Raw genomic sequence first — 19,372 nt, 5'->3', positions numbered from 1 at the left:
TACGGATCGTTCCTCCGGACTCCCGCTCACTCCTCCCCGCTCGGATGCTCAGGTGCTGCCTGAGCCCTATCGGCTGCACCGGCGTACCGACTTCGCCCGGACGGTGCGCCAAGGCCGACGGATCGGGAGGCGGGATCTTGTCGTGCATGTACTACTAGCCGACGGGCAGGAGGCGAACCGTGACCACCCGAGTATTCGGGTGGGCGGGCCGCGATTCGGATTGATCGTCAGCAAGGCGGTGGGAAACGCGGTGGTACGCCACCGGGTGGCCCGCCGCCTGCGTCATATCTGCGCAAGCGTGGCCGCCGATCTGCCCGAGGGCGCGGATGTGGTGTTGCGCGCCCTGCCCGGCGCCGCGGACACCGCGTCCGACGAATTGCGACGGCAGCTACGCGCTGGTCTCCGCAAACTCGGCGTTCTCACCGGCAGCGAGTCATGACCGTGCTGCGCGCGGTCGCGCGATTCCCGGCCCGGGCTTTGATCTTTCTCATCGAGCTGTATCGGACCTACATCTCCCCCACTCGCATGCCGGTGTGCCGGTTCACCCCCACCTGTAGCGAGTACGCGGTGACGGCGCTGCGCACCCGAGGTCTCGTCGTGGGACTCGGACTGACAGCCGTGCGGCTGGCCAAATGTGCGCCCTGGCACCCTGGTGGGTGGGACCCCGTACCGGAACGGAAGGACGCCCGCACGTCTGCTCCGGACGAGGCATCGACTTGTAAAGGGTCACCCCCCGCGGTGACCGGCGATACGAACGACGGGAGTGCATAGAGCCGTGCTCGACTTCATCTACTACCCGGTGTCGGCCATTCTGTGGTTCTGGCACCGCGCCTTCGGCTTCGTGCTGGGCTACGACAGCGGATGGTCCTGGACCCTGGCCGTGGTCTTCCTCGTCTTCACGCTGCGCTTGGTGCTGTACAAGCCCTTCGTGAAGCAGGTGCGCACCACCAAGCAGATGCAGGAGTTGCAGCCGCAGATCAAAGCGCTGCAAGCCAAGTACAAGAACGATCGCCAGAAGATGGCGCTCGAGATGCAGAAGCTGCAGAAGGACCACGGCTTCAACCCGCTCATGGGTTGCCTGCCGGTGCTGTTGCAGGTGCCGGTGTTCCTCGGCCTGTTCCATGTGCTGCGGTCGTTCAACCGAACCGGCCACGGGTTCGGTCAGCTGGGCCTGTCGGTGGAGGAGAACGCCAACACCGCCAACTACATCTTCAGCGCGGCCGACGTCCAGTCCTTCCTCGGCGCACGCATTTTCGGAGCGCCGCTGTCGGCCATGATCACCATGCCGGACAGCATGATGGCGGCCTTCACCGCCTCCGGCCCGGAGCCCTCCCGCATCGCCATCGCGGCCGTCTCGATTCCGCTGATGATCATCGCCGGTGTCGCCACCCACTTCAACGCCCGCGCCTCGGTGGCCCGGCAGAGCCCGGAGGCGCTCGCCAACCCGCAGGCCGCGCTGATGAACAAGCTGGCGCTGTACGTGTTCCCGCTCGGTGTGCTCGTCGGCGGTCCGTTCCTGCCCGTCGCCATCCTGGTCTACTGGGTGTCCAACAACATCTGGACCTACGTGCAGCAGCACCTCGTCTTCGGTCATATGGAGAAGGAAGAAGAGGCGAAGAAGGCCGCCGCCATCGAGCGTCGGGCCGCGAATGCTCCGAAGCCGGGTGCGAAGCCGGTCGACACCCGCAAGAAGTCTGCCGCCGTTTCCGATGCGGACGCCGACTCCGACGAGTCCGCCGACACCACTCCCCCCGCGGCACAGAACGGCGCCAAGCCGACCGCCAAGCCTGCCGCCAAGTCGAGCGGCGGCGGCAAGAAGCGTTCCGGCAATCGCGGTCGCGCCAATCAGAAGAAGCGGCGCTGAGTCACCAGCTTTCATCGGCGTGAGGCTGCGCCGGACAATTGCAGATTAAGGAAACGACAATGACTGTTGAGACCGACGGAGGGGATTCCACTGTGACGGCTGCTGCCGCGGACACCGAGGCCGATGTCGTGAACGACGCCGAGGAAGCGCTCATCGAAGAGGGCGAGATCGCGGGCGACTACCTCGAGCAGTTACTGGACGTCCTCGACTTCGACGGCGATATCGATCTCGATGTCGAGGGTGACCGCGCGGTGGTGAGCATCGACGGCGGCAAGGATCTGACCAAGCTCGTCGGTCGGCGCGGTGAGGTGCTCGATGCCCTTCAGGAGCTGACCCGGCTGGCCGTGCAGCAGACGACCGGTGTGCGCAGCCGCCTCATGCTCGATGTGGCGGGTTGGCGGGCGAAGCGCCGCTCGGAGCTCAGCGCGCTGGGCACCGAGGCGGCCCGTCGGGTGGCGGAGACCGGGGAACGTGAATCCCTCGCTCCCATGACCCCGTTCGAGCGCAAGATCGTGCACGATGCCGTGGCGGCCGTCGACGGTGTCGTCAGCGAGAGCGAAGGCGTGGAACCGAACCGCCGCGTGGTCGTCCTCCCGGGCTGACACGGAAGCCGCGAAACCCGTAGGGCCCCTGGTTCCGAGAACCGGGGGCCCTACGCTTATCTCTAGTCCCCCGCCCCGCCGCTTCACTGCGGGGAAGTTTGATTCCACTTCTTCGGAAGGATGTTTCACGTGGAACCGGATGCCGATGTGACCGCTCCCGATCTCGCGCCACCCGCTGAGGCGGCGGCGGTCTTCGGTGATCGACTCGCGCTGGCCGAGAAGTACTGCCGGGCGCTCGCGAGTGCGGGCGTGGAGCGCGGGCTCATCGGACCCCGCGAGGTGCCGCGGCTGTGGGATCGGCACATCCTCAACTGCGCGGTGGTGGGCGAGCTCATCGCTGCGGGCTCGACCGTCGTCGATGTCGGCAGCGGCGCGGGGCTGCCCGGCATCCCGCTCGCCATCGCGCGCCCGGACCTCCGCATCACTCTGGTGGAGCCGTTGCTGCGGCGGACCGTGTTCCTCGCCGAGTTCATCGAGTCGGCCGGACTGGAGGTCACCGTGGTGCGCGGGCGGGCCGAACAGTCCGGTGTGAAGAAGGAAGCCGGAGGTGCGGATGTGGTCACCTCCCGTGCGGTCGCCCCACTGGCGAAGCTGGCGGGCTGGTCCATGCCGCTGGTGCACGAGCACGGCCGGATGCTCGCGCTCAAGGGAGCCAGTGCGGCGGAGGAGTTGGCGCGCGATCGCGACGAGCTGACCCGCGCCGGGGCCGGGCGGGCGCAGGTGCTGGAATGCGGGGTGGGCGTGCTGTCCACGCCGACGGTCGTCATCAGTGCCGAGCGGCTCCCCCGCGCCGAGCGTCGGCAGCAGCGGCGCGGGCGTTGAGTCGGGCGGAGGTGTCGAGATGTCGGTTCGATTTCTGAATGTGGATGTGGAGGTTCGCGACAGCGCGGACCTGACGAGTCTGGGTGCGGCGCTGGAAGCTCTCGGGCGCGATGTCTCGCTCCTCTACTGCGGGGAGATCGAGCCGGGGCGCTGGATGCTCTCGTTCGAGGCGTACCTCGACACGATGGACGATCCGGACGCGGTCGCGGCGGCGTGCTGCGCGGCCATCGAGCACCTGCCCCCGGCGGCACGGGCGCGCTGGAACGAGGCCGAGGATCGAGTCTTCGATCTCGGATTCGATGCCGCCGTGGACGGACACGTCGGGCAGCCCGTGCTGTCCCCCGCGACACTCGCTCGACTCGCCGCCATCGATGCCCGCATCGCGATCTCCGTCTACACCCACGACCTTGTTTCACGGGAAACATCGACCGATGCCGAGCTGATCGCTCCCGACTCGGACTGACCGGATCGGCCTCCCGAAGCCGAGTGCGCGGAGCATGTTTCATGTGAAACATCGCGAAAAGTGTGCGCGAAACCCGAACTTCGGCGATGCGAGTGCGTGTCATTGAGTGATCAGTGCCGTTCAGCTTCCGTATTGTGTTCGGTGCTGGCAAGCTAGGAGCGTCGAGCGAGCGCAGACCCGCGATGCCCGGCACCCGGCTCGGAAGTGGCTTCGGAATGGGTATCGATCTCGCACCTCGCATCCTCTCGGTGAGTACGCAGCGTCGCGTGATCGTAGGCAAGTGGCGACACCGCCCACTCGCCCACGAGCGTGGCTGCGGTGGCATGGGTGCGCAATTCAGCTCGACCACGTGTCTTGAAGTTCTCGGGGTTAGGAGCCTGTATGTCGAACGGTCCGGCGAATGTTTCACGGGAAACAACGTCGCGGGTCCCCGGATTGCTGGAGAGTGGGGGCACCGGCGCTGAAGAGTTCGGCCGCACTGCCTTCGGGAACATCTCCCCCGCCGAAACCCCGATAGCGGCGGAAGCGCACCGCGCCAGCCAGATCCTGCATCCGGGCACGGCCAGCATTCCGCGCCCCAAGGAACAGCGCGTCATCACCATCGCCAATCAGAAGGGTGGTGTCGGCAAGACCACCACGGCGGTCAACCTCGCCGCCGCCCTCGCCCTGCAGGGGATGCGGGTGCTGGTGATCGACCTCGATCCGCAGGGCAATGCCAGCACCGCACTCGGCGTCGAACACCACTCCGGCGTGCCGTCGAGCTACGAGCTACTCATCGGCGAGGTGTCGGTGCGGGATGCGATTCAACAGAGCCCGCACAATGAGCGGCTGCTGTGCATTCCGGCGACCATCGACCTCGCCGGTGCGGAGATCGAACTCGTCTCCATGGTGGCGCGCGAGAGCCGCCTGAAGACCGCCATCCAGGACGCCAATCTCGCCGGGTACGACATCGACTACGTGATGATCGACTGCCCGCCCTCGCTCGGTCTGCTCACGGTCAATGCGATGGTGGCCGCCAAGGAGGTGCTGATCCCCATCCAGTGCGAGTACTACGCCCTGGAGGGTGTGGGTCAGCTGCTCCGCAATATCAGCCTGATCCAATCGCATCTCAACCCCGCCCTGCATGTCTCCACCGTCGTGCTCACCATGTACGACGGCCGCACCAAACTGGCCGACCAGGTGGCCGAGGAGGTGCGCGGCCACTTCGGCGACGCGGTGCTGAAGTCGGTCATCCCGCGCAGCGTCAAGGTGTCCGAAGCGCCCGGCTACGGCATGACGGTGCTCAACTACGATCCCGGTTCACGAGGAGCGATGAGCTACCTCGACGCCGGGCGCGAGATCGCGGCTCGGGCCACCCCGGCCGCGGCGGGAGAATCACACACGGATGAAAGGGGTCGATAGGCCGATGAGTCAGGCGAAGAAAGGTGGACTGGGACGCGGTCTCGCCGCGCTGATCCCGACCGGGCCCGCGGCGACCCAGGGCCTCGGCAGTGCCGCCGCCAATGTCGTCATCGGCCTGGACCCCATTGGGCCGCAACCCGCTACGGCATACCTGCATCGCGTACCCGATCCGGCCGACGGCGAGGCCGCGGTGGATGCGGGCGCGGAGCCGGGCGCGGATGCGGGCGCGGTGTACCGGGAGATCCCGCCGGAACTGATCGAGCCCAATCCGAAGCAGCCGCGCACCGTCTTCGAGGAAGAGGCGCTGGCCGAACTGGTGCACTCCATCAAGGAGTTCGGCCTCATGCAGCCGATCGTGGTGCGCCAGTTGGCGGAGTCGCCGACGCCCCGCTATCAGCTCATCATGGGCGAGCGGCGGTGGCGGGCCAGCCAGGAGGCCGGGCTCACCGCCATTCCGGCGATTGTGCGCGAGACCGCCGACGGCTCGCTGCTGCGCGATGCGCTGTTGGAGAACATCCATCGTGTACAGCTGAATCCGCTCGAGGAGGCGGCGGCCTATCAGCAGCTGCTGGAGGAGTTCGGCGTCACCCACGAGGAATTGGCCGCGCGACTGGGCCGCTCCCGTCCGGTGGTGACCAATATGATCCGCCTACTCAAGCTCCCCATCCCGGTGCAGCGCCGGGTCGCGGCCGGCGTGCTTTCCGCCGGACATGCCCGCGCCCTGCTGTCCCTGGAGGCGGGAGCCGAAGCACAGGAGGCGCTCGCGGCGCGGATCGTCGCCGAAGGGCTCTCGGTCCGGGCCACCGAGGAAGCGGTCACCCTCGCCAACCGGAATCCGGATACCGCCGTCACTCCCCCGGCGCCGAAGCGTAAGCCCATCCAGATGCCGGGTCTCCAGGATGTGGCGGAGCGGCTGTCGGAGTCCTTCGACACCCGGGTCACCGTGGCACTGGGCAAGCGCAAGGGCAAGATCGTCGTCGAGTTCGGATCCATCGACGATCTGGAGCGAATTGTGAGCCTGATGGAGCAGACAAAGCCCTAACCCTGGGCCCGGAGCCGAAACGTCACAGTGACGGTCTTGTTCGCCGGGGTGCTCGCCGAGCTGCCTCGAGCCTGGATCAGAATGGACTGATAGTGCGCGCTCCGGATGACCCAAACGAAAGGTTCGGTAGGTGACAACTGATCTCGTCAGGGTCGTGGTAACTCACCGGGTAAGCCTCGCAGCGGCTCGTGGCTGCGCGCCGACCGCGCGGAGAGGTGGATGAGCGCGGTGTCCAGCAGTGTTACCGCACTGACTCTCGACGGACTCGACAAGCTGCCGGGGCACGCGCGCCGCTGCGTGTTCTGGGAGATCGATCCGGCGGTGGCCGCGGACTGCTACGAATTCAGCGATCCGGTCTTCGAGAAGGAAGCCTGGCTGTCCACCGTCATGCTGGAGTGGGGTTCGTGCGGACAGGTGGCCCTGGTGGAAGGGCAGTCGGTCGGCTGTGCGCTGTACTCGCCGCCGAGCGCGGTGCCGCGCGCCGGACTCTTCCCCACCTCGCCGGTGAGTCCGGACGCGGTCCTGCTGACCACGCTGCGGTCCGAAATGCCGTACCAGGACAACGATATAGCCCATCAGCTGATCCAGGCCGTGGTGGCCGATCTGGTGCGCCGCGGCGTACGGGCCATCGAGGCGTTCGGCATTCGTCGGGATCCGCCCAGCACCGCCATGCCGGATCGGCTGCTGGGCTCCATGCGGCTGATGGAGCGCATCTCCACTCCCCCGCACGGCATTCCGGCCGCCTCGTCGTCGCACACCTGCACCCCGGACAACTGCATGATCGAGGCCGACTTCCTGGAGGATGTCGGTTTCAAGGTCATTGCCTCCCATCACCGCTTTCCCCGGCTGCGGTTGGAGCTCGACAGCGATCACCTGTGGAAGGAAGACGTGGAGCGCGCGCTCGACCAACTGCTCGCGGCCGCGTCCATGACCGTCCCGGGCCGGGTGCTCACACTCTGAGCACCAGCGCGACGCGCACCCCCGAATGACGAGAGCCCCCAGGATGGCCTGGGGGCTCATGTCTTTCGTGACCGCCGTTCGCGACTCAGATGCGGTCGGCGGCGGCCAGTTCCTCGGCCAGCAGTTCCGCGAAGGTGTAGGTGCCGGTCGGCTGGTCGTCCTGGCCGAGCAGGTAGAGGCGTTTCACGGAGATCAGGATCGCTTCGGCGATCACGTCCCGCATACGCGGATTGGTGAGCACCGAGGCGTCGTAATCATTGGTGAGATAGCCGATGTCGACCTGCACGGTGGGCATCTTGGTGAGCCGCAGCAGATCCCAGGTCCGGGCGTGGGTGCGACAGTCCTGCAGCGAGGTGCGCGCCACGATCTCACGCTGGATGAAACCGGCCAGCACCTGACCGATCATCGAGGTGGAGCCGTGCGAATTGCCGAAGTGGAAGCTCGCCACCCCGCTGGCCGACGGGCTCGGATTGGTGGCGCAGCGCAGCGAGATCATGAGATCGGCGTCGAAGGTGTTGGAGGTCTCGGCGCGCTCGGCGTCGGAGGGGTTGGCTCCCCACGGCCGCGACAGGAAGGTCTCCATACCGGTGGCCGCCATCCGGCCCTCGAGCCGGGAGGCCAAGTCCCACAGGATCTCCGACTCGTACACATCACCGAATTCGGTGGGTACGGCGAAACCCTTGTCCGGGCCGCCGAGGCCGGGATCGATGACGATGCGCTTGCCGGTGAGCTGCGGTCCGGCGCGGTGCACCACCTCTTCCTCGGCGATGCGGTGCGGATTGCCGCCGGTCACGCGAGCGCCCAGCAAATCCAGCGACCGCAGGGTGTCCGGGCCGCAGATGCCGTCGGAAGCGAGACCGATCTCACGTTGGAAGGCGGTGAGCGCGTCGTGGGTGTGCGGGCCGAAATACCCGTCCACGCGGTGCACGTAGAAGCCCAGGTCCTGCAGTCGGCGCTGGAGCGTCGCGACATCGTCGCCGTACAGCGGAGCGGACAGCTGGTAGATGAGGGTGCGCGCACCCAGTCGGTAGGACGCCTCTTTCAGCGCCCGATAGGTTGCCGGGCCGACGACGCCGTCCACGAGCAGACCGCGATACTGCTGGAAGGCGCGGACCGCGGAATCCAAATCATGATCGAAAACAGCGTCCGAATCCTTCCAGTACTCACCATTCGGTCCCGACTGATCGGAATGCGGGTGAGTGTGCAGGAATCCGAGACTTGCGAGGGTGCTCCGAACCTCTGCTACGGCTGGTCCACTATCGCCGTGACGAAGTCGGTGCATGCGTGAGAGCCCTTTCCTTCCGCCAACCCGGGTACCCACTCATGCGTTGGTTCACACCTTCCGCACGACCGGAGCGTCGGTCGATTGTCTCAGACCCGGACCGAATTTCGGCAATCTGTCGAGTGCAGGAATCCTACCCCGGCGGTAGCGGCAGGGGCCGGAGGTAGGAGCCCGCAGTGAACCACGGGCTCCTACTCGCGCCAGATCCTATCCAGCGTCGTCAGATGACGCCTTCGAGTTCGCGCAGAAGGGCCGCTTTGCCCTTCGCTCCGACAATTCGCTTGGTTTCCTTGCCCCCTTGGAACAGCACCATGGTAGGCAACGACAGAATGCCGTAGTGCTTCGAGGTCTCCGGATTGGCGTCGGCGTCCAGCTTGGCGATGGTGATCTTGTCGCCGTGGGTGGCGGCGATCTCCTCCAGCACCGGGGCGACCATCTTGCACGGACCGCACCACGTCGCCCAGAAGTCGACCAGCACCGGCTTGTCGCTGATCAGCACCTGATCCGCGAAGGTCTGGTCGGTGACGGTGATCGTCGCGGAGGTCTTGGCGTCGGACATGATTCTCCTACTGGGTTACTTCGACCGGCTGACCGGCGTGATCGAGAGTGTTGCTGGTGATGTCGCCCTGTTCGGCCAGCCAGCGCTCGGCGTCGATGGCCGCGCGGCAGCCCGTCCCGGCCGCGGTGATGGCCTGCCGGTAGGTGTGATCGACCAGATCGCCCGCGGCGAAGACGCCCGGCAGCGAGGTGTAGGTGCTCTGCCCCTTCACCTGCACGTAGCCCTCGCCGTCCAGCTCCACCTGGCCGCGCACCAGCTCGCTGCGCGGGTCGTGGCCGATGGCGACGAACAGGCCGGTGGCGGGGAATTCCGAGGTCTCCCCGGTCCGGGTGTCGCGCAGCGTCAGGCTGGTGACGCTGTTCTCACCGTTGACCTCCACCACCTCACTGTTGAGGACGAAGCGGATCTTCTCGTTGGCCTTGGCGCGCTCGAGCATGATGCGGGAGGCGCGGAACTCCTCGCGGCGGTGCACGATGGTGACGCTGGAGGCGAACTTGGTGAGGAAGGTGGCCTCCTCCATGGCGGAGTCGCCGCCGCCGACCACCACGATGTCCTGGCCCTTGAAGAAGAAGCCGTCGCAGGTGGCGCAGGCGCTGACGCCGCGGCCGAGCAGCTTCTGCTCACCGGGTACGCCCAGGTAGCGGGCGGCCGAACCCATCGCCAGGATGACCGCGTAGGCCTCGTGGGTCTCGCCGCCGACCACGACCTTCTTGATCGGACCGGTGAGGTCGAGTTCGTCGACGTCCTCGGTGCGGATGTCGGCGCCGAACCGCTTGGCCTGCTCGCGCATCTCCTCCATGAGATCCGGGCCCATGATGCCGTCGCGGAAGCCGGGGAAGTTCTCCACCTCGGTGGTGGTCATGAGCGCGCCGCCGAACTGGGTGCCCTCGAACAGCAGCGGTTCGAGTTCCGCGCGCGCCGCGTACACGGCTGCGGTGTAGCCAGCTGGTCCGGAACCGACGATGATCAGGTCGCGTACAGGCGTGCTCAAGGGGCCCTCCGAGGCAGTGTGAAACTCAGCGTGTCGGTCAACAACAGCCTAAACGCTGTTGTTCCCGCGGCTGCTGAGCGGGCAGGACGGCGTGGGACAGGTCTCAGCGGCGCATCCGGACCCACGCCCATCCGGTTCGCTGGGTCAGCCGATATCAGCGTTGGCGAGGAGTCGCGGATCGTCCGGCGTGCAGTCGGTCCCGAGTACCACCGCGGTGATGGTGGGAGCCTCAGGACCGGTGAGCAGGACGAGGGCCGCGTTCTGCCCGCCGAAGATCACATCGCGGGAGCCGAGGATGGCGCGGTCCAGGCCCGCGGCCGCGAGGCATCCGGTGAGGGTTTCCCGGGCGGCGAGTGGGCCGGTGACGTCGTAGCGGCCCAGCGCGCTGAGCACGGTGGTGGAGGAGAGGTCGCCGGTCAAGCGCAGGGGGGCCGGATCGGCCATCGGGGTGGCGTCGTTGCCGCGCAGGGCGTCCGCGGCGACGAAGGCCCCGGCGACGAGTGCGACCGCTGCCGCGACGGCGGTGATCCAGCGCAGCCGGGCGGTCCACGGTGCGGGCTCGCGCGGAGTGCCGTCGAAATCGTCGCTGTCGCTGTCGGTTTCGATGGGGTCGAGATCGGTGGCGGTGAGTTCGCCGGTGTCGAACGGGGAGACGGCGGGCATGGGGGCGGTGGCCGCGGGGTTGGCGCGGTCGGGATGCAGGCGGTGCACGGTGGCCATTCGTTCGCTCGGATCGGGGGTGTTCACGAGGTCGTCGATCACGCGCTCCAGGCGGGCGGTGACCTCGGCGGGCATGGGGTGGACGATGCGGTCGTCACGGCCCAGCGCGCGCAGGTCGCCGTTCACCCGGTCGAGCGAGCGTAGGTAGCGCATGGCGTTCGGGTCGCGGCGCACCTGCGGCCAGAGCCGCCGCGACAGTTGTTCGGGCATATTCCCGGCGTGCAGGTCGGCGAGCAGTTCGGGCGAGTAGGGAGGTTGCGGCACGGTGTCGGTCGCCATCACGCCTCCAGCTGTCTCGTGCTCGTCCATTGCCCCTCCAGGTCGGGCCTGTCATGGGAAGTCGCGGACCGGTACCGGGGTCCGCGAGAACATCGACATTCACTTCGCTTCTATGTAGGACGCAGCTGCGCTAGGTTCGGTTCCCGTCCTCGCGCAGGGATTTCAACTGTTGTTCGAGCCGCCGTCGACCGCGGGCGCACCGGCTCTTGATCGTGCCCTCCGGTACGCCCAGCAGTTTCGCGGCATCCGCGACCGAATACCCTTCCAGCTCAACGGCCACCAGTGCGGTGCGCTGATCGGCGGGCAGGCCGAACAGGGCCGCGTCCACGATCAGCGTCGCCTCCCGGGCCGCGAAATCATCTCGGGCATAAGGGGGTTCGTACAGCGTCTCGTCGGGTAACGGTACCGTGCGGCGGAGCTTGTTGCGACGAATCCGATCCAGACACGCGTGCAACACGATGGTATGCAGCCAACTGCGCACCTCGGCGTCGCCGCGGAAGGAGGCGGCCTTGCGGTGGGCGGACAGCAGGGCGTCCTGTAGCGAATCCGCGGCGTCCTCCGGGGTGGCGGAGGCGCGGACGGCGGTCTGCCACAGGTGATCCCGGTGGCGGCGCAGCAGTTCCGCGAACGCGTACCGGTCCCCTCGGGCGTGTGCGGAGAGCAGCGCATGGTCGGGCGTGTCGGACAAGCCCTCGTGGCGTTCGTTCGATTGCGACAATACAAACCCCTGCCGAAGAGTTCGGCTGATCATATCCAGCGTCACGATTCGACAGCAACGATCCGGCGAAGAAAGACGCAGCTAGCGGGCGTTTTCGGGCGAATCGGGCGGTTGTGGGGCGGTGCGGAAGGCCGGTGTGGTCACGGCGCTGTGACGTGCGGGCGGCCCGGTGGCGCCGGGCGCGGTGGCGCGGCTAGGGCGCGGCTTCGAAATGCACTTCGGAGAGCGAGGACTGGTACTGGCCCCCGTTGTTGCCCAGGGCGGTGATCCAGATCAGCACGTAGCGGGTCGACTGCTCGGAGCTCACCGGAATCTCGGTGACCCCCTCGCCGAGCGTCGCCGACCCGATCAGCTGCGTCTGATCGAGGGTCGGCGCCGCGGTCGGCGAACTGCGGATCTCCACCATCGTCCCCGGGGTCTGCGAGTCGATCACCACCTTGGTGAGCTTGCCCGGGCTGCCCAGGGTGGCCAGCACCCCGACCCCGTTCTTCAGGGCCGGGAACTGCTGGAAGTACTGGTCGGTGCGCCAGAAGGTGGCCGGATCATTGTCCAGCACCGCCGACACACCGCCGATATTGTCGGGTGTGCCCTCCGGGGAGTACACCGAGACGCCCGTGATGGGCATCGGCACCCCGCCCGTCGGCGCGGCCGGAGTGGGCTCCGGCGCGGGGCCGCCGGGGACGGCCGGTGCCGAGGTGGCCGTGGTGAGGCCGATATTGCGCTGCTCGTTGAGCGGCTGATCGGACGCCCCCGGCGCGAAGATGCTCAGCAGCCACCAGATCACCACGCCGACCACCAGCGCCGCGAGCACGCCGAGTCCGACCAGGATCCACATCATCCGCTGCGAGCGTTCCTTCTCGGCGGCGAGCAGCTCCGGATCGGCGAGCGTCTCGTCGGGTGCGCTGGGGGCGCGCTGTCCGAGTCGCAGCACCGGAATGAAGTCGGTCTTCTGATCGACCACCGACGCCTGCTCCAGCACGTGCTGCACGGTCGCGGCGGTGCGTACGCCCTTGTTCGACTCCAGCGAGCGCACCGCCACCGCCGAGATCTCGAACGGCACCTCCGGGCGGATCTGGCGGGGTTCCACGGGCGTGCCGTCGGGTCCGAAATCGGCCAGCCGGAGCCCGCCCACGGTGGCCGCGCTGCCCGTCATCCCGCCGGTGCGGATGGGCCAGCGGGCGACCGTGAGGGCGTAGAGCATGGCGCCGAGTCCGCGCACGTCCGACTGCGCGTCGGAGTCGGCGAGGGTGCCGGGGAAGGCGAGCACCGCGTCACCGGAGGCGCTGATGCGAATCCGGTCCGGATGATCGATGGACAGCGAGCCGCCGCCGCGGTGGGCGAGTTCGGCCGCCGCGGCCAGTGCCCGGATGGCGCGGGCCGCGCCGATGGGCGAGGGCTGCGTCTCGGCCATCTCGCGCAGCGACCGTCCCGGTGTCCATTCCGCCACCACGATGCCGCCGGAGGAGCCGCGCACCACGTCGAGCACGCGCGCCAGACCCGGTGAATTGATCCGGCCCAGGCGCAGGGTGCGCGACAGAATGGCTTGCGGCCCATCGTGTCCGGAGTTGTCGGCGGCCTTCTGGTCGGCGTCCACGAAGGTCAGCGCGACCTCGCGGTCCAGCTTCACGTCCAGGGCCTGCCAGAACCGCAGTCCGCGCGCGCCGCCGTGCCCGGCGAGCAGCCGGTAGCGGCCACCCGCCACGGATGCGCCCGCAATCAGCTTGGGGCCGCGCTGAACTCGTTTGGACGGTGCCTCCACACGTAGCGGCGGCATGGGCATGACACCGGTCTGCGTGGGATCGGCCGGTGCCTCGTGGCCCGAATCCGCTTGCCGCTCTTGCTGGGCCGGGGCGTCGGCGGTGTCCGCCGCCTCGGCTCTCTCCGGCGCTGCTCCGGTCTGCGAACCCGGAGGAACGTCGGTCGAGAGCCCGCCTCCCGCGGCCGTCGCAGATTCGGCGGCCGGGGCGCCGCCCGCCGCGTCGTCGCTCACCCTCGTTCCTCCTTCGCCGTAAAATGTCGAAGTCCGCTCCTGGATCGGGTCGCCGACGGCGCGATCGTCGGCCTCCGACGCCGCGCGGGCGTCGCCGCCCGACACTGCGCGAGTACCCGAACCGGTCTCGCCGCGAACGCCGGATCCGGCGGTTGCGTTTCTCTCCGGAACAGGGTACGGGAATTGACCCTTTCCAGTGTTGTCAACCGCCTCGGGTCGAACGACCGGCAGCACCATGGTCTGCGCGTCCAGGTACGGGTCGTACCGGTAGTAGTACGGCGCGGCCCGCAGATCGGCCATGGGCAGCACCATGGTGGCGTCGACGCCGTCGGCCGGACCTTCCAGATCCAGATCGGGTGCGGGCGGCGCGAAGCCGAGGCGGCGCGAGATGGCGACGGTGATGGCCACGATCTCCGGAATGCCGGCCAGTCGCATCAGACCGAAGGCCACCGCGAACATGACGATGGCGGTGAGCCCGACCCGCACCAGCGAGCCCAGCCCGCCGAAGGAGTCCGTCAGCCGGTGCAGCCCCAGCACCTGGTCCACGATCCACATCACCGCGCCGCCGGCCAGTGAGGCCAGCAGCACCCGGGTGATGGTGCGGCCCACATTGGTCATGCGCAGGTCGCCGAGGCTGCGGTGCAGCAGGAACCCGCCGATCATGGCACCCGCCACGAAGCCCAGACCATTGGCCAGGCTCAGGCCGACCACCACCTGGTCGGGCCCCAGCACCATCGGCATGATGGCGGAGAACACGACCTTGACCGTGGTGATGCCGAGAATGATCCAGGTTGGCGTCCACGCCTGTTCGCGGGCGTAGAACACGCGCAGATGAATCAGCACCAGCGCGTAGGGAATCAGCGTGAACGCCGACCAGGCCACGGCCTCGCCGAGCCGTCGGGCGTCGCCGCCGAAGTTGCCGTAGCCGTAGAGCGCCTGACCGATCTGCGGTCCGGCCAGCGTCATGAAGACGACCACCGGCAGCAGCGCGATCATGGTGAGTCGGGTCGCCGCGCCGAGATCGTCCACCACGGCGGGGGTGTCGTCGGCGGCGGCATTGCGGGACAGCCGCGGCATGATCGCGGTCAGCACGGTCACGCCGAGCACGCCGTACGGGAGTTGCAGCAGCAGCCAGGCGTTCTGGTAGATGGCCGGACCCGCGGCGTCCACATGTGAGGAGATGCGGGTGGCGATCACCCATCCGGCCTGGCTGATCAGGACGTACAGGATGATGGCCGCGCCCATGCCGGCGAACATCTTGAGCCGGTCGTCCACGCCCCACAGCGGTTTCAGGCTGATGCCCTCGCGGCGGATGGCGGGCAGCAGGCTCATCGCCTGCACGATCACGCCGATGGTGACGCCGAGTCCGAGCAGCAGCAGTTTCGGCTCGCCCATGCGCACCGGATCGAGGGTGATTTCCCCCGGCGTCACGGCGTACAGCACCAGGACGACGAGCACCACGACGTTGTTCAGCACCGGAGCCCAGGCACCGGGTTTGAACACCTGGTGGGTATTGAGGATGGCGGTGAGCAGCGCCGTCATGCCGTAGAAGACGATGGCGGGCAGCAGCAGGAAGGTCAGCGCGGTGGTGAGGGCGACGTTCACCTCACCGTCGTCGGACAGGAAGACATGCGTGACCAGCACCGGCGCGGCGGCCGTCACCAGCAGGGTGCCGATGCCCAGCACCGTGAGGGCGGCGGTGTACAGCCGCCGGACGAAGGCCGCGCCGCCGTCGGGGTCCTCTTTCTCCGCACGCACCAGGGTCGGCACCACGATGGCGGTGAGCACCGCGCCGACCAGCAGCTCGGAGATCATGGTCGGGATGGTGGCCGCGACGGTGTAGGCGCTGGCGATGGCCGGGCCGAGCACGGTCAGCAGCAGCAGCTGTTTGCCGAATCCGGTGATGCGGCTGATCAGCGTGGCGAACGCGATGGACCCGGATTCCTTGACCAGGCGGGCGTTCGAGCTCTCGGCCTGCTCGGCCGTTTTCACCACGGTGGTGCGCGGTAGCGGCTGGCGGTCCGAGGGCGGCGTCGGGTAGCGCTGGGGTTGGACGGGCCGCTGCGGCGGCGGGGTGACGTGTCCCCAGTGATAGCGCTCCTCCGGCGGCACCTGCCCGTGGGCGGCGTGGCGCGGGCGCTGGGGTTCGGGGCGCTGGGGTTCGGGGCGCGCGCGTTCCGGGTGCTGGGATTCCGGACGCTGGGGCGGTTGTGGCCGGGGCGGTACGCCGGCCGGTCGCCGCATGATGGGTGGTTCGGGCGCGGGGTACCCGGGTCCCGAAGGGGGACCGGACGGTTGACCCGGTGGCGGGCCGGGGCGCGGCTGCGGTCGCCCCGGCTGCCCCTGCCGTGGCTGCGGCTGGCCGGGCTGGCCGGGCCGGGGTTGCGGGTGGCCGGGCTGTCCCGGTCTCGGTTGCGGATGTGCGGGTCGCTCCGGTCTGGGCTGTGGCTGCCCCGGCTGTCCTTGCCGCGGTTGCGGTCGGCCCGGCGGCATTCCGGGTCCACCGGGCTGTCGTCCCACGCCTCGCTCCCAGGGTGCGGAGGGGGCGCGCCGCGACGGCGGCCCCTCGGGTTCGCGGCCCGATGAGCGCGGTTCACCGTGTTCGCTCATCGGTCCTCCTGTCGTTGCATCTCCCGCTTGCGGGCACGCCGGAACCGATTCACCCGACGTCGGGTCTCCGGATCGAACCCCTCATCGGCCGGATCGGCCTGCCCGCGGAAGCGGTGCCACAGGCGGCGTCCGGCCAGCAGGAACAGCAGCGCGCCCGCGCACCCGGTAATTATTGCCAACGCCTGACCATAGGCGTTGGAACGCACCGATACCGTTACGGCATTGCCGAGCGGCACCCCGTCCGGCGTGGTAAGTGCGATGGGTATCACCAGGTTTCGGCTGTCACTCACCTCGGTGGGGATCTGGAAGGAGCGGGTGCCCTTGGCGGGCAATACCTCCTCGCCGACATCGGTGATCTTCGTCTCGGCGGGCGCGTCGATGCGGAACTTGATGCGGATGGCGACCGGCAGGTCGTTGCGCGCCACCAGCAGCAGCGGACTCTGTTCGGAGGCCAGGGTGTAGACGCCGCCCGGCGGCAGCACGGTCACCGATCCGAACAGTTCGTGCAGGGTGCCGGTGGTCTGGTCGAGGCGGCGCTGGGCGACGGTGTCGGGCTGGCCGCCGCTGCGCCGATCCGACAGGGTCAGCGTCCGGATCAGATCGTCGCGCAGCGGGGTGAGGAAGGCGCGCGGGCTCAGCTCCTGCTGCGGCACCTCCACCAGCGCGTTCATCAGTTCGGTAATGCGATGCGCCTGCGCCCGCACCGGGTCCACGAAATGCCGCGGCACCGATTCGTCGGCGGCCTGGCTCAGATAGTCGAGCTCGTAGGGCTGCGGGTCGGCGGGCTGGGCCAGCAGATCGGTGAACGGGCGCGGGACGGCGAGATTGTCGCGGAAGAGCAGTTGCAGCTGCTCGAGCAGCGCGGTGGCCTCCTCCCGATTCGCGCCCCACTGCTGCGGCGGCATGAACAGCGCCGCCCCCGGCCGGTCCGGCCGCGGATTCAACGCCGACCAGGAGATGGCGCCGAGGGCGTCCTGGAGTCGCGCGGGGCGGGAGTCGGCGTTGACGTCGTAGCGCACCGACTGCGGGGTGAACGACGGCGTCGGCGGATGAGAGCCGATGGCGGCCAGCGCGGTGGCCGACCAGATGTCGAAGGTGGCCACCCGCAGTCCGGGATCGATCGGCGGCGGCGCGCCCGCCACCGGGTTCAGCGGGATGTCGGGCAGCCGCACCATGTCCGGATTCCCGGCCGGGGCGGGTGCGTCGATGGTGTCGTCGGCGGTGGCGGTGGACCGGCCGTCGGTGGGGACGACCGCGTTGTCGGCGAGTACGGCGGTGGTGACGCCGTGCGCGGCCAGCAGATTCGCCGCCTCGGCGTCGATGGTGCCCGCGTCGGGCAGATTCACCCCGCGCAGCGAGGTGACCGAGAGCAGGGAGTCGACCACGTCGGCGGGGGCAACCAGCGCCCGATGGGTGAGGGCCGGATCGTTGACGGCGGCCAGCGCGGTCTCGTCGACCTGTGCGAACGGCAGTGCCACCGTGCACAATCCGGAGGCGATGGTGCGCAGCCGGTCCAGCCAGGTCTTGGCGGCCTGCGCGCCGGAGCCCACGCGGGTGGGTCCGTCCGGATCCGAGGGACTGGCCAGCACGCGGTAGCCGGTGATCATCGCCGATACCGTGACCAGCAGGTCCGGGTCGATGGCCAGACACAGCGCCGAGGCCAGCCCGCCGCCGGAGCGGCTGTCGTTGCGCAGCGCCGATTCCAGGGCCGAGAGCAGCTGGTCGAGACGCCCGCCGGCGCTCAGCGAGGAGGCCAGCTCGTCGTCGGTGAGCAGCGCCTGACCGTCCACCGAGCCGGGAATGCCGGCCATCAGCCGGGGCCGGTCGGCCAGCGGCCACAGCATGGTGGTGGCCACCGGCGGCGCGGCGGGGGTGGCCGGAACCGGCGGCGGCGCGTCGACCGAGGTGTCGGCGGTGGCGGGAACGCCGAGTACGGGCAGCAGGAAGCGCGCGTCGTCGAGGCGGGCCTGATTGCCGTAGGCGGGTTCGCCGTTGACGTTCAGCAGCAGCGGGTAGACGCCGGGCTCGGTGATCTGGAGGTCGGTGACGTCGCTGGGCATATCGCCGCCGCTGCGCAGGGCCACGGTGAAGCTGAACTGTTGATGGTCGCCCGGACTGAGCCGGTCGGATACCGCTCGGAACGCCCCGGTGACGTCGTAGTTGATCTGATCCAGCTGCAGCGCGGTGCGCAGTTCGCCGGCCGCGGTCACGGGCCGGGCCCGCTGGACGCGGATGCTGATGTCGTCGACCACGCGGTCGCCGATATTGGTGACGGTGCCCGAGACCACGAAGTAGGGGTCGCTGCTGGTGGTGATGACCGTGGGCGTCACCGAATCCAGGGACAGCTTCAGGAATTTCGGGCCGGTACTGCTGCCGTAGCCGTTGCCGTCGGGCTGGCCGACGGCGGGCGCGGCGCAGACGCCGGTCGCCACGACGGCCAGAATCACCGTGACGAGCGACAGCAGCCAGCGGTGCAGCGGCCTGTTCGGACGCAGGGACCCCGCACGCGTCATTGTCTGCCGTTCTCCATCCGATCGATCAGCCGGTTCGCCACCTCCGCCAGCCTGCGTTCGTCGGCGTACGCGAGCCGGGAATCGAGTTCGCTCAAGGGAACCCAGGCCACTTTGGTGACCTCCACGTCGGCGTCGGACAGTTCCCCGCCGATCGACCGCATGAGGTAGTGATGCACCGTCTTGTGTACCCGGCGGCCCTCTGTGACGAACCAGTAGTCGATGCTGCCCAGTTCGGCGACCACCGTGCCGTGGATACCGGTCTCCTCCGCGACCTCGCGGATCGCGGTTTGTTCGGCCGTCTCCCCCTCTTCGATATGTCCTTTCGGTAGCGACCACAGTAGGCGGCCGCGCCGATCGGTGCGTCCGATGAGGGCGGCGGAGGCTTTGTCGCGGGGGCCGTCGAGGCCGTCGACCACGAGTCCGCCCGCCGAGGTCTCCCGGACGGTACGCATGCGGGGTTTCGCCGCATTACCGGCCGAACCGCGGCGCCGGGGCTGGCGGCGTCGACTGTTCGCGCGATCGGCCGGAGGAGACACTGCGTCAGTCTAGCGGGCAA

The 19,372-nt window shown here is 68.7% G+C and carries 17 protein-coding genes; 9 read left to right on the top strand and 8 right to left on the bottom strand.

The window, feature by feature from the left end; all coding sequences use genetic code 11:
* Positions 1-52: 52 nt before the first annotated feature.
* The 9 genes from rnpA (at position 53) to ON31_RS00625 (ending at position 7,154) form a co-directional block, all read left to right on the top strand.
* A complete protein-coding gene (rnpA, locus tag ON31_RS35360; RefSeq protein WP_081592123.1) occupies positions 53-439 on the top strand; it encodes a ribonuclease P protein component in 387 nt (128 codons plus the stop codon).
* Positions 436-771, top strand: a complete 336-nt coding sequence (gene yidD / locus ON31_RS35355) for a membrane protein insertion efficiency factor YidD (RefSeq protein ID WP_081592122.1) — start codon at positions 436-438, stop codon at positions 769-771. Before rnpA ends, yidD begins: the two co-directional genes overlap by 4 nt.
* A gap of 4 nt (positions 772-775) precedes the next feature.
* Entirely contained in the window at positions 776-1,864 is a 1,089-nt protein-coding gene (yidC, locus tag ON31_RS00655) for a membrane protein insertase YidC (protein WP_039808127.1), read from the top strand.
* Positions 1,865-1,923: 59 nt separating this feature from the next.
* A complete protein-coding gene (locus ON31_RS00650; protein WP_029932477.1) occupies positions 1,924-2,466 on the top strand; it encodes a Jag family protein in 543 nt (180 codons plus the stop codon).
* 120 nt (positions 2,467-2,586) lie between these two features.
* Complete coding sequence (gene rsmG / locus ON31_RS00645) at positions 2,587-3,288, top strand: 16S rRNA (guanine(527)-N(7))-methyltransferase RsmG (RefSeq protein WP_029932476.1); 702 nt, start codon at positions 2,587-2,589, stop codon at positions 3,286-3,288.
* A gap of 19 nt (positions 3,289-3,307) precedes the next feature.
* A complete protein-coding gene (locus tag ON31_RS00640) occupies positions 3,308-3,751 on the top strand; it encodes a hypothetical protein (protein ID WP_039808124.1) in 444 nt (147 codons plus the stop codon).
* Between the two features lie 381 nt (positions 3,752-4,132).
* Positions 4,133-5,152, top strand: coding sequence for a ParA family protein (locus tag ON31_RS00635; protein WP_051036572.1), 1,020 nt, complete (start codon positions 4,133-4,135; stop codon positions 5,150-5,152).
* A gap of 4 nt (positions 5,153-5,156) precedes the next feature.
* Positions 5,157-6,194 (top strand): ParB/RepB/Spo0J family partition protein, encoded by a 1,038-nt coding sequence (locus ON31_RS00630; protein ID WP_039808121.1) that lies wholly within the window; start codon positions 5,157-5,159, stop codon positions 6,192-6,194.
* A gap of 228 nt (positions 6,195-6,422) precedes the next feature.
* A complete protein-coding gene (locus tag ON31_RS00625) occupies positions 6,423-7,154 on the top strand; it encodes a hypothetical protein (protein ID WP_081592135.1) in 732 nt (243 codons plus the stop codon).
* Between the two features lie 85 nt (positions 7,155-7,239).
* On the opposite strand, the gene ON31_RS00620 is transcribed toward ON31_RS00625, so the two are convergent.
* From ON31_RS00620 to ON31_RS00585, 8 genes are all read right to left on the bottom strand, one after another.
* Complete coding sequence (locus tag ON31_RS00620) at positions 7,240-8,436, bottom strand: N-acetylmuramoyl-L-alanine amidase (protein ID WP_029932471.1); 1,197 nt, start codon at positions 8,434-8,436, stop codon at positions 7,240-7,242.
* Positions 8,437-8,656: 220 nt separating this feature from the next.
* Complete coding sequence (trxA, locus tag ON31_RS00615) at positions 8,657-8,995, bottom strand: thioredoxin (RefSeq protein ID WP_029932470.1); 339 nt, start codon at positions 8,993-8,995, stop codon at positions 8,657-8,659.
* Positions 8,996-9,002: 7 nt separating this feature from the next.
* Positions 9,003-9,986 carry a thioredoxin-disulfide reductase gene (trxB, locus tag ON31_RS00610; RefSeq protein ID WP_039808114.1) on the bottom strand — a complete coding sequence of 328 codons (984 nt, stop codon included), beginning with the start codon at positions 9,984-9,986 and terminating at the stop codon, positions 9,003-9,005.
* Positions 9,987-10,130: 144 nt separating this feature from the next.
* Positions 10,131-10,985, bottom strand: coding sequence for an RsmA family anti-sigma factor (locus ON31_RS00605; RefSeq protein ID WP_039808112.1), 855 nt, complete (start codon positions 10,983-10,985; stop codon positions 10,131-10,133).
* A gap of 130 nt (positions 10,986-11,115) precedes the next feature.
* Positions 11,116-11,703: an RNA polymerase sigma factor SigM gene (gene sigM, locus ON31_RS00600; RefSeq protein WP_228807442.1), complete on the bottom strand. Its 588-nt coding sequence runs from the start codon at positions 11,701-11,703 to the stop codon at positions 11,116-11,118.
* Positions 11,704-11,896: 193 nt separating this feature from the next.
* Positions 11,897-15,937, bottom strand: a complete 4,041-nt coding sequence (gene murJ, locus ON31_RS00595; protein WP_255221926.1) for a murein biosynthesis integral membrane protein MurJ — start codon at positions 15,935-15,937, stop codon at positions 11,897-11,899.
* 362 nt (positions 15,938-16,299) lie between these two features.
* The gene (locus tag ON31_RS00590; RefSeq protein ID WP_051036571.1) at positions 16,300-18,816 is read right to left on the bottom strand and encodes a DUF6049 family protein; all 2,517 of its coding nucleotides are present in this window, start codon (positions 18,814-18,816) and stop codon (positions 16,300-16,302) included.
* Positions 18,813-19,268, bottom strand: coding sequence for an NUDIX hydrolase (locus ON31_RS00585; RefSeq protein ID WP_029932464.1), 456 nt, complete (start codon positions 19,266-19,268; stop codon positions 18,813-18,815). Before ON31_RS00585 ends, ON31_RS00590 begins: the two co-directional genes overlap by 4 nt.
* Positions 19,269-19,372 lie beyond the last annotated feature (104 nt).

Source organism: Nocardia otitidiscaviarum NBRC 14405, assembly GCF_000308635.1.
Taxonomy (GTDB): domain Bacteria; phylum Actinomycetota; class Actinomycetes; order Mycobacteriales; family Mycobacteriaceae; genus Nocardia; species Nocardia otitidiscaviarum.
This window is presented reverse-complemented; position numbering and strand designations above follow the sequence as displayed.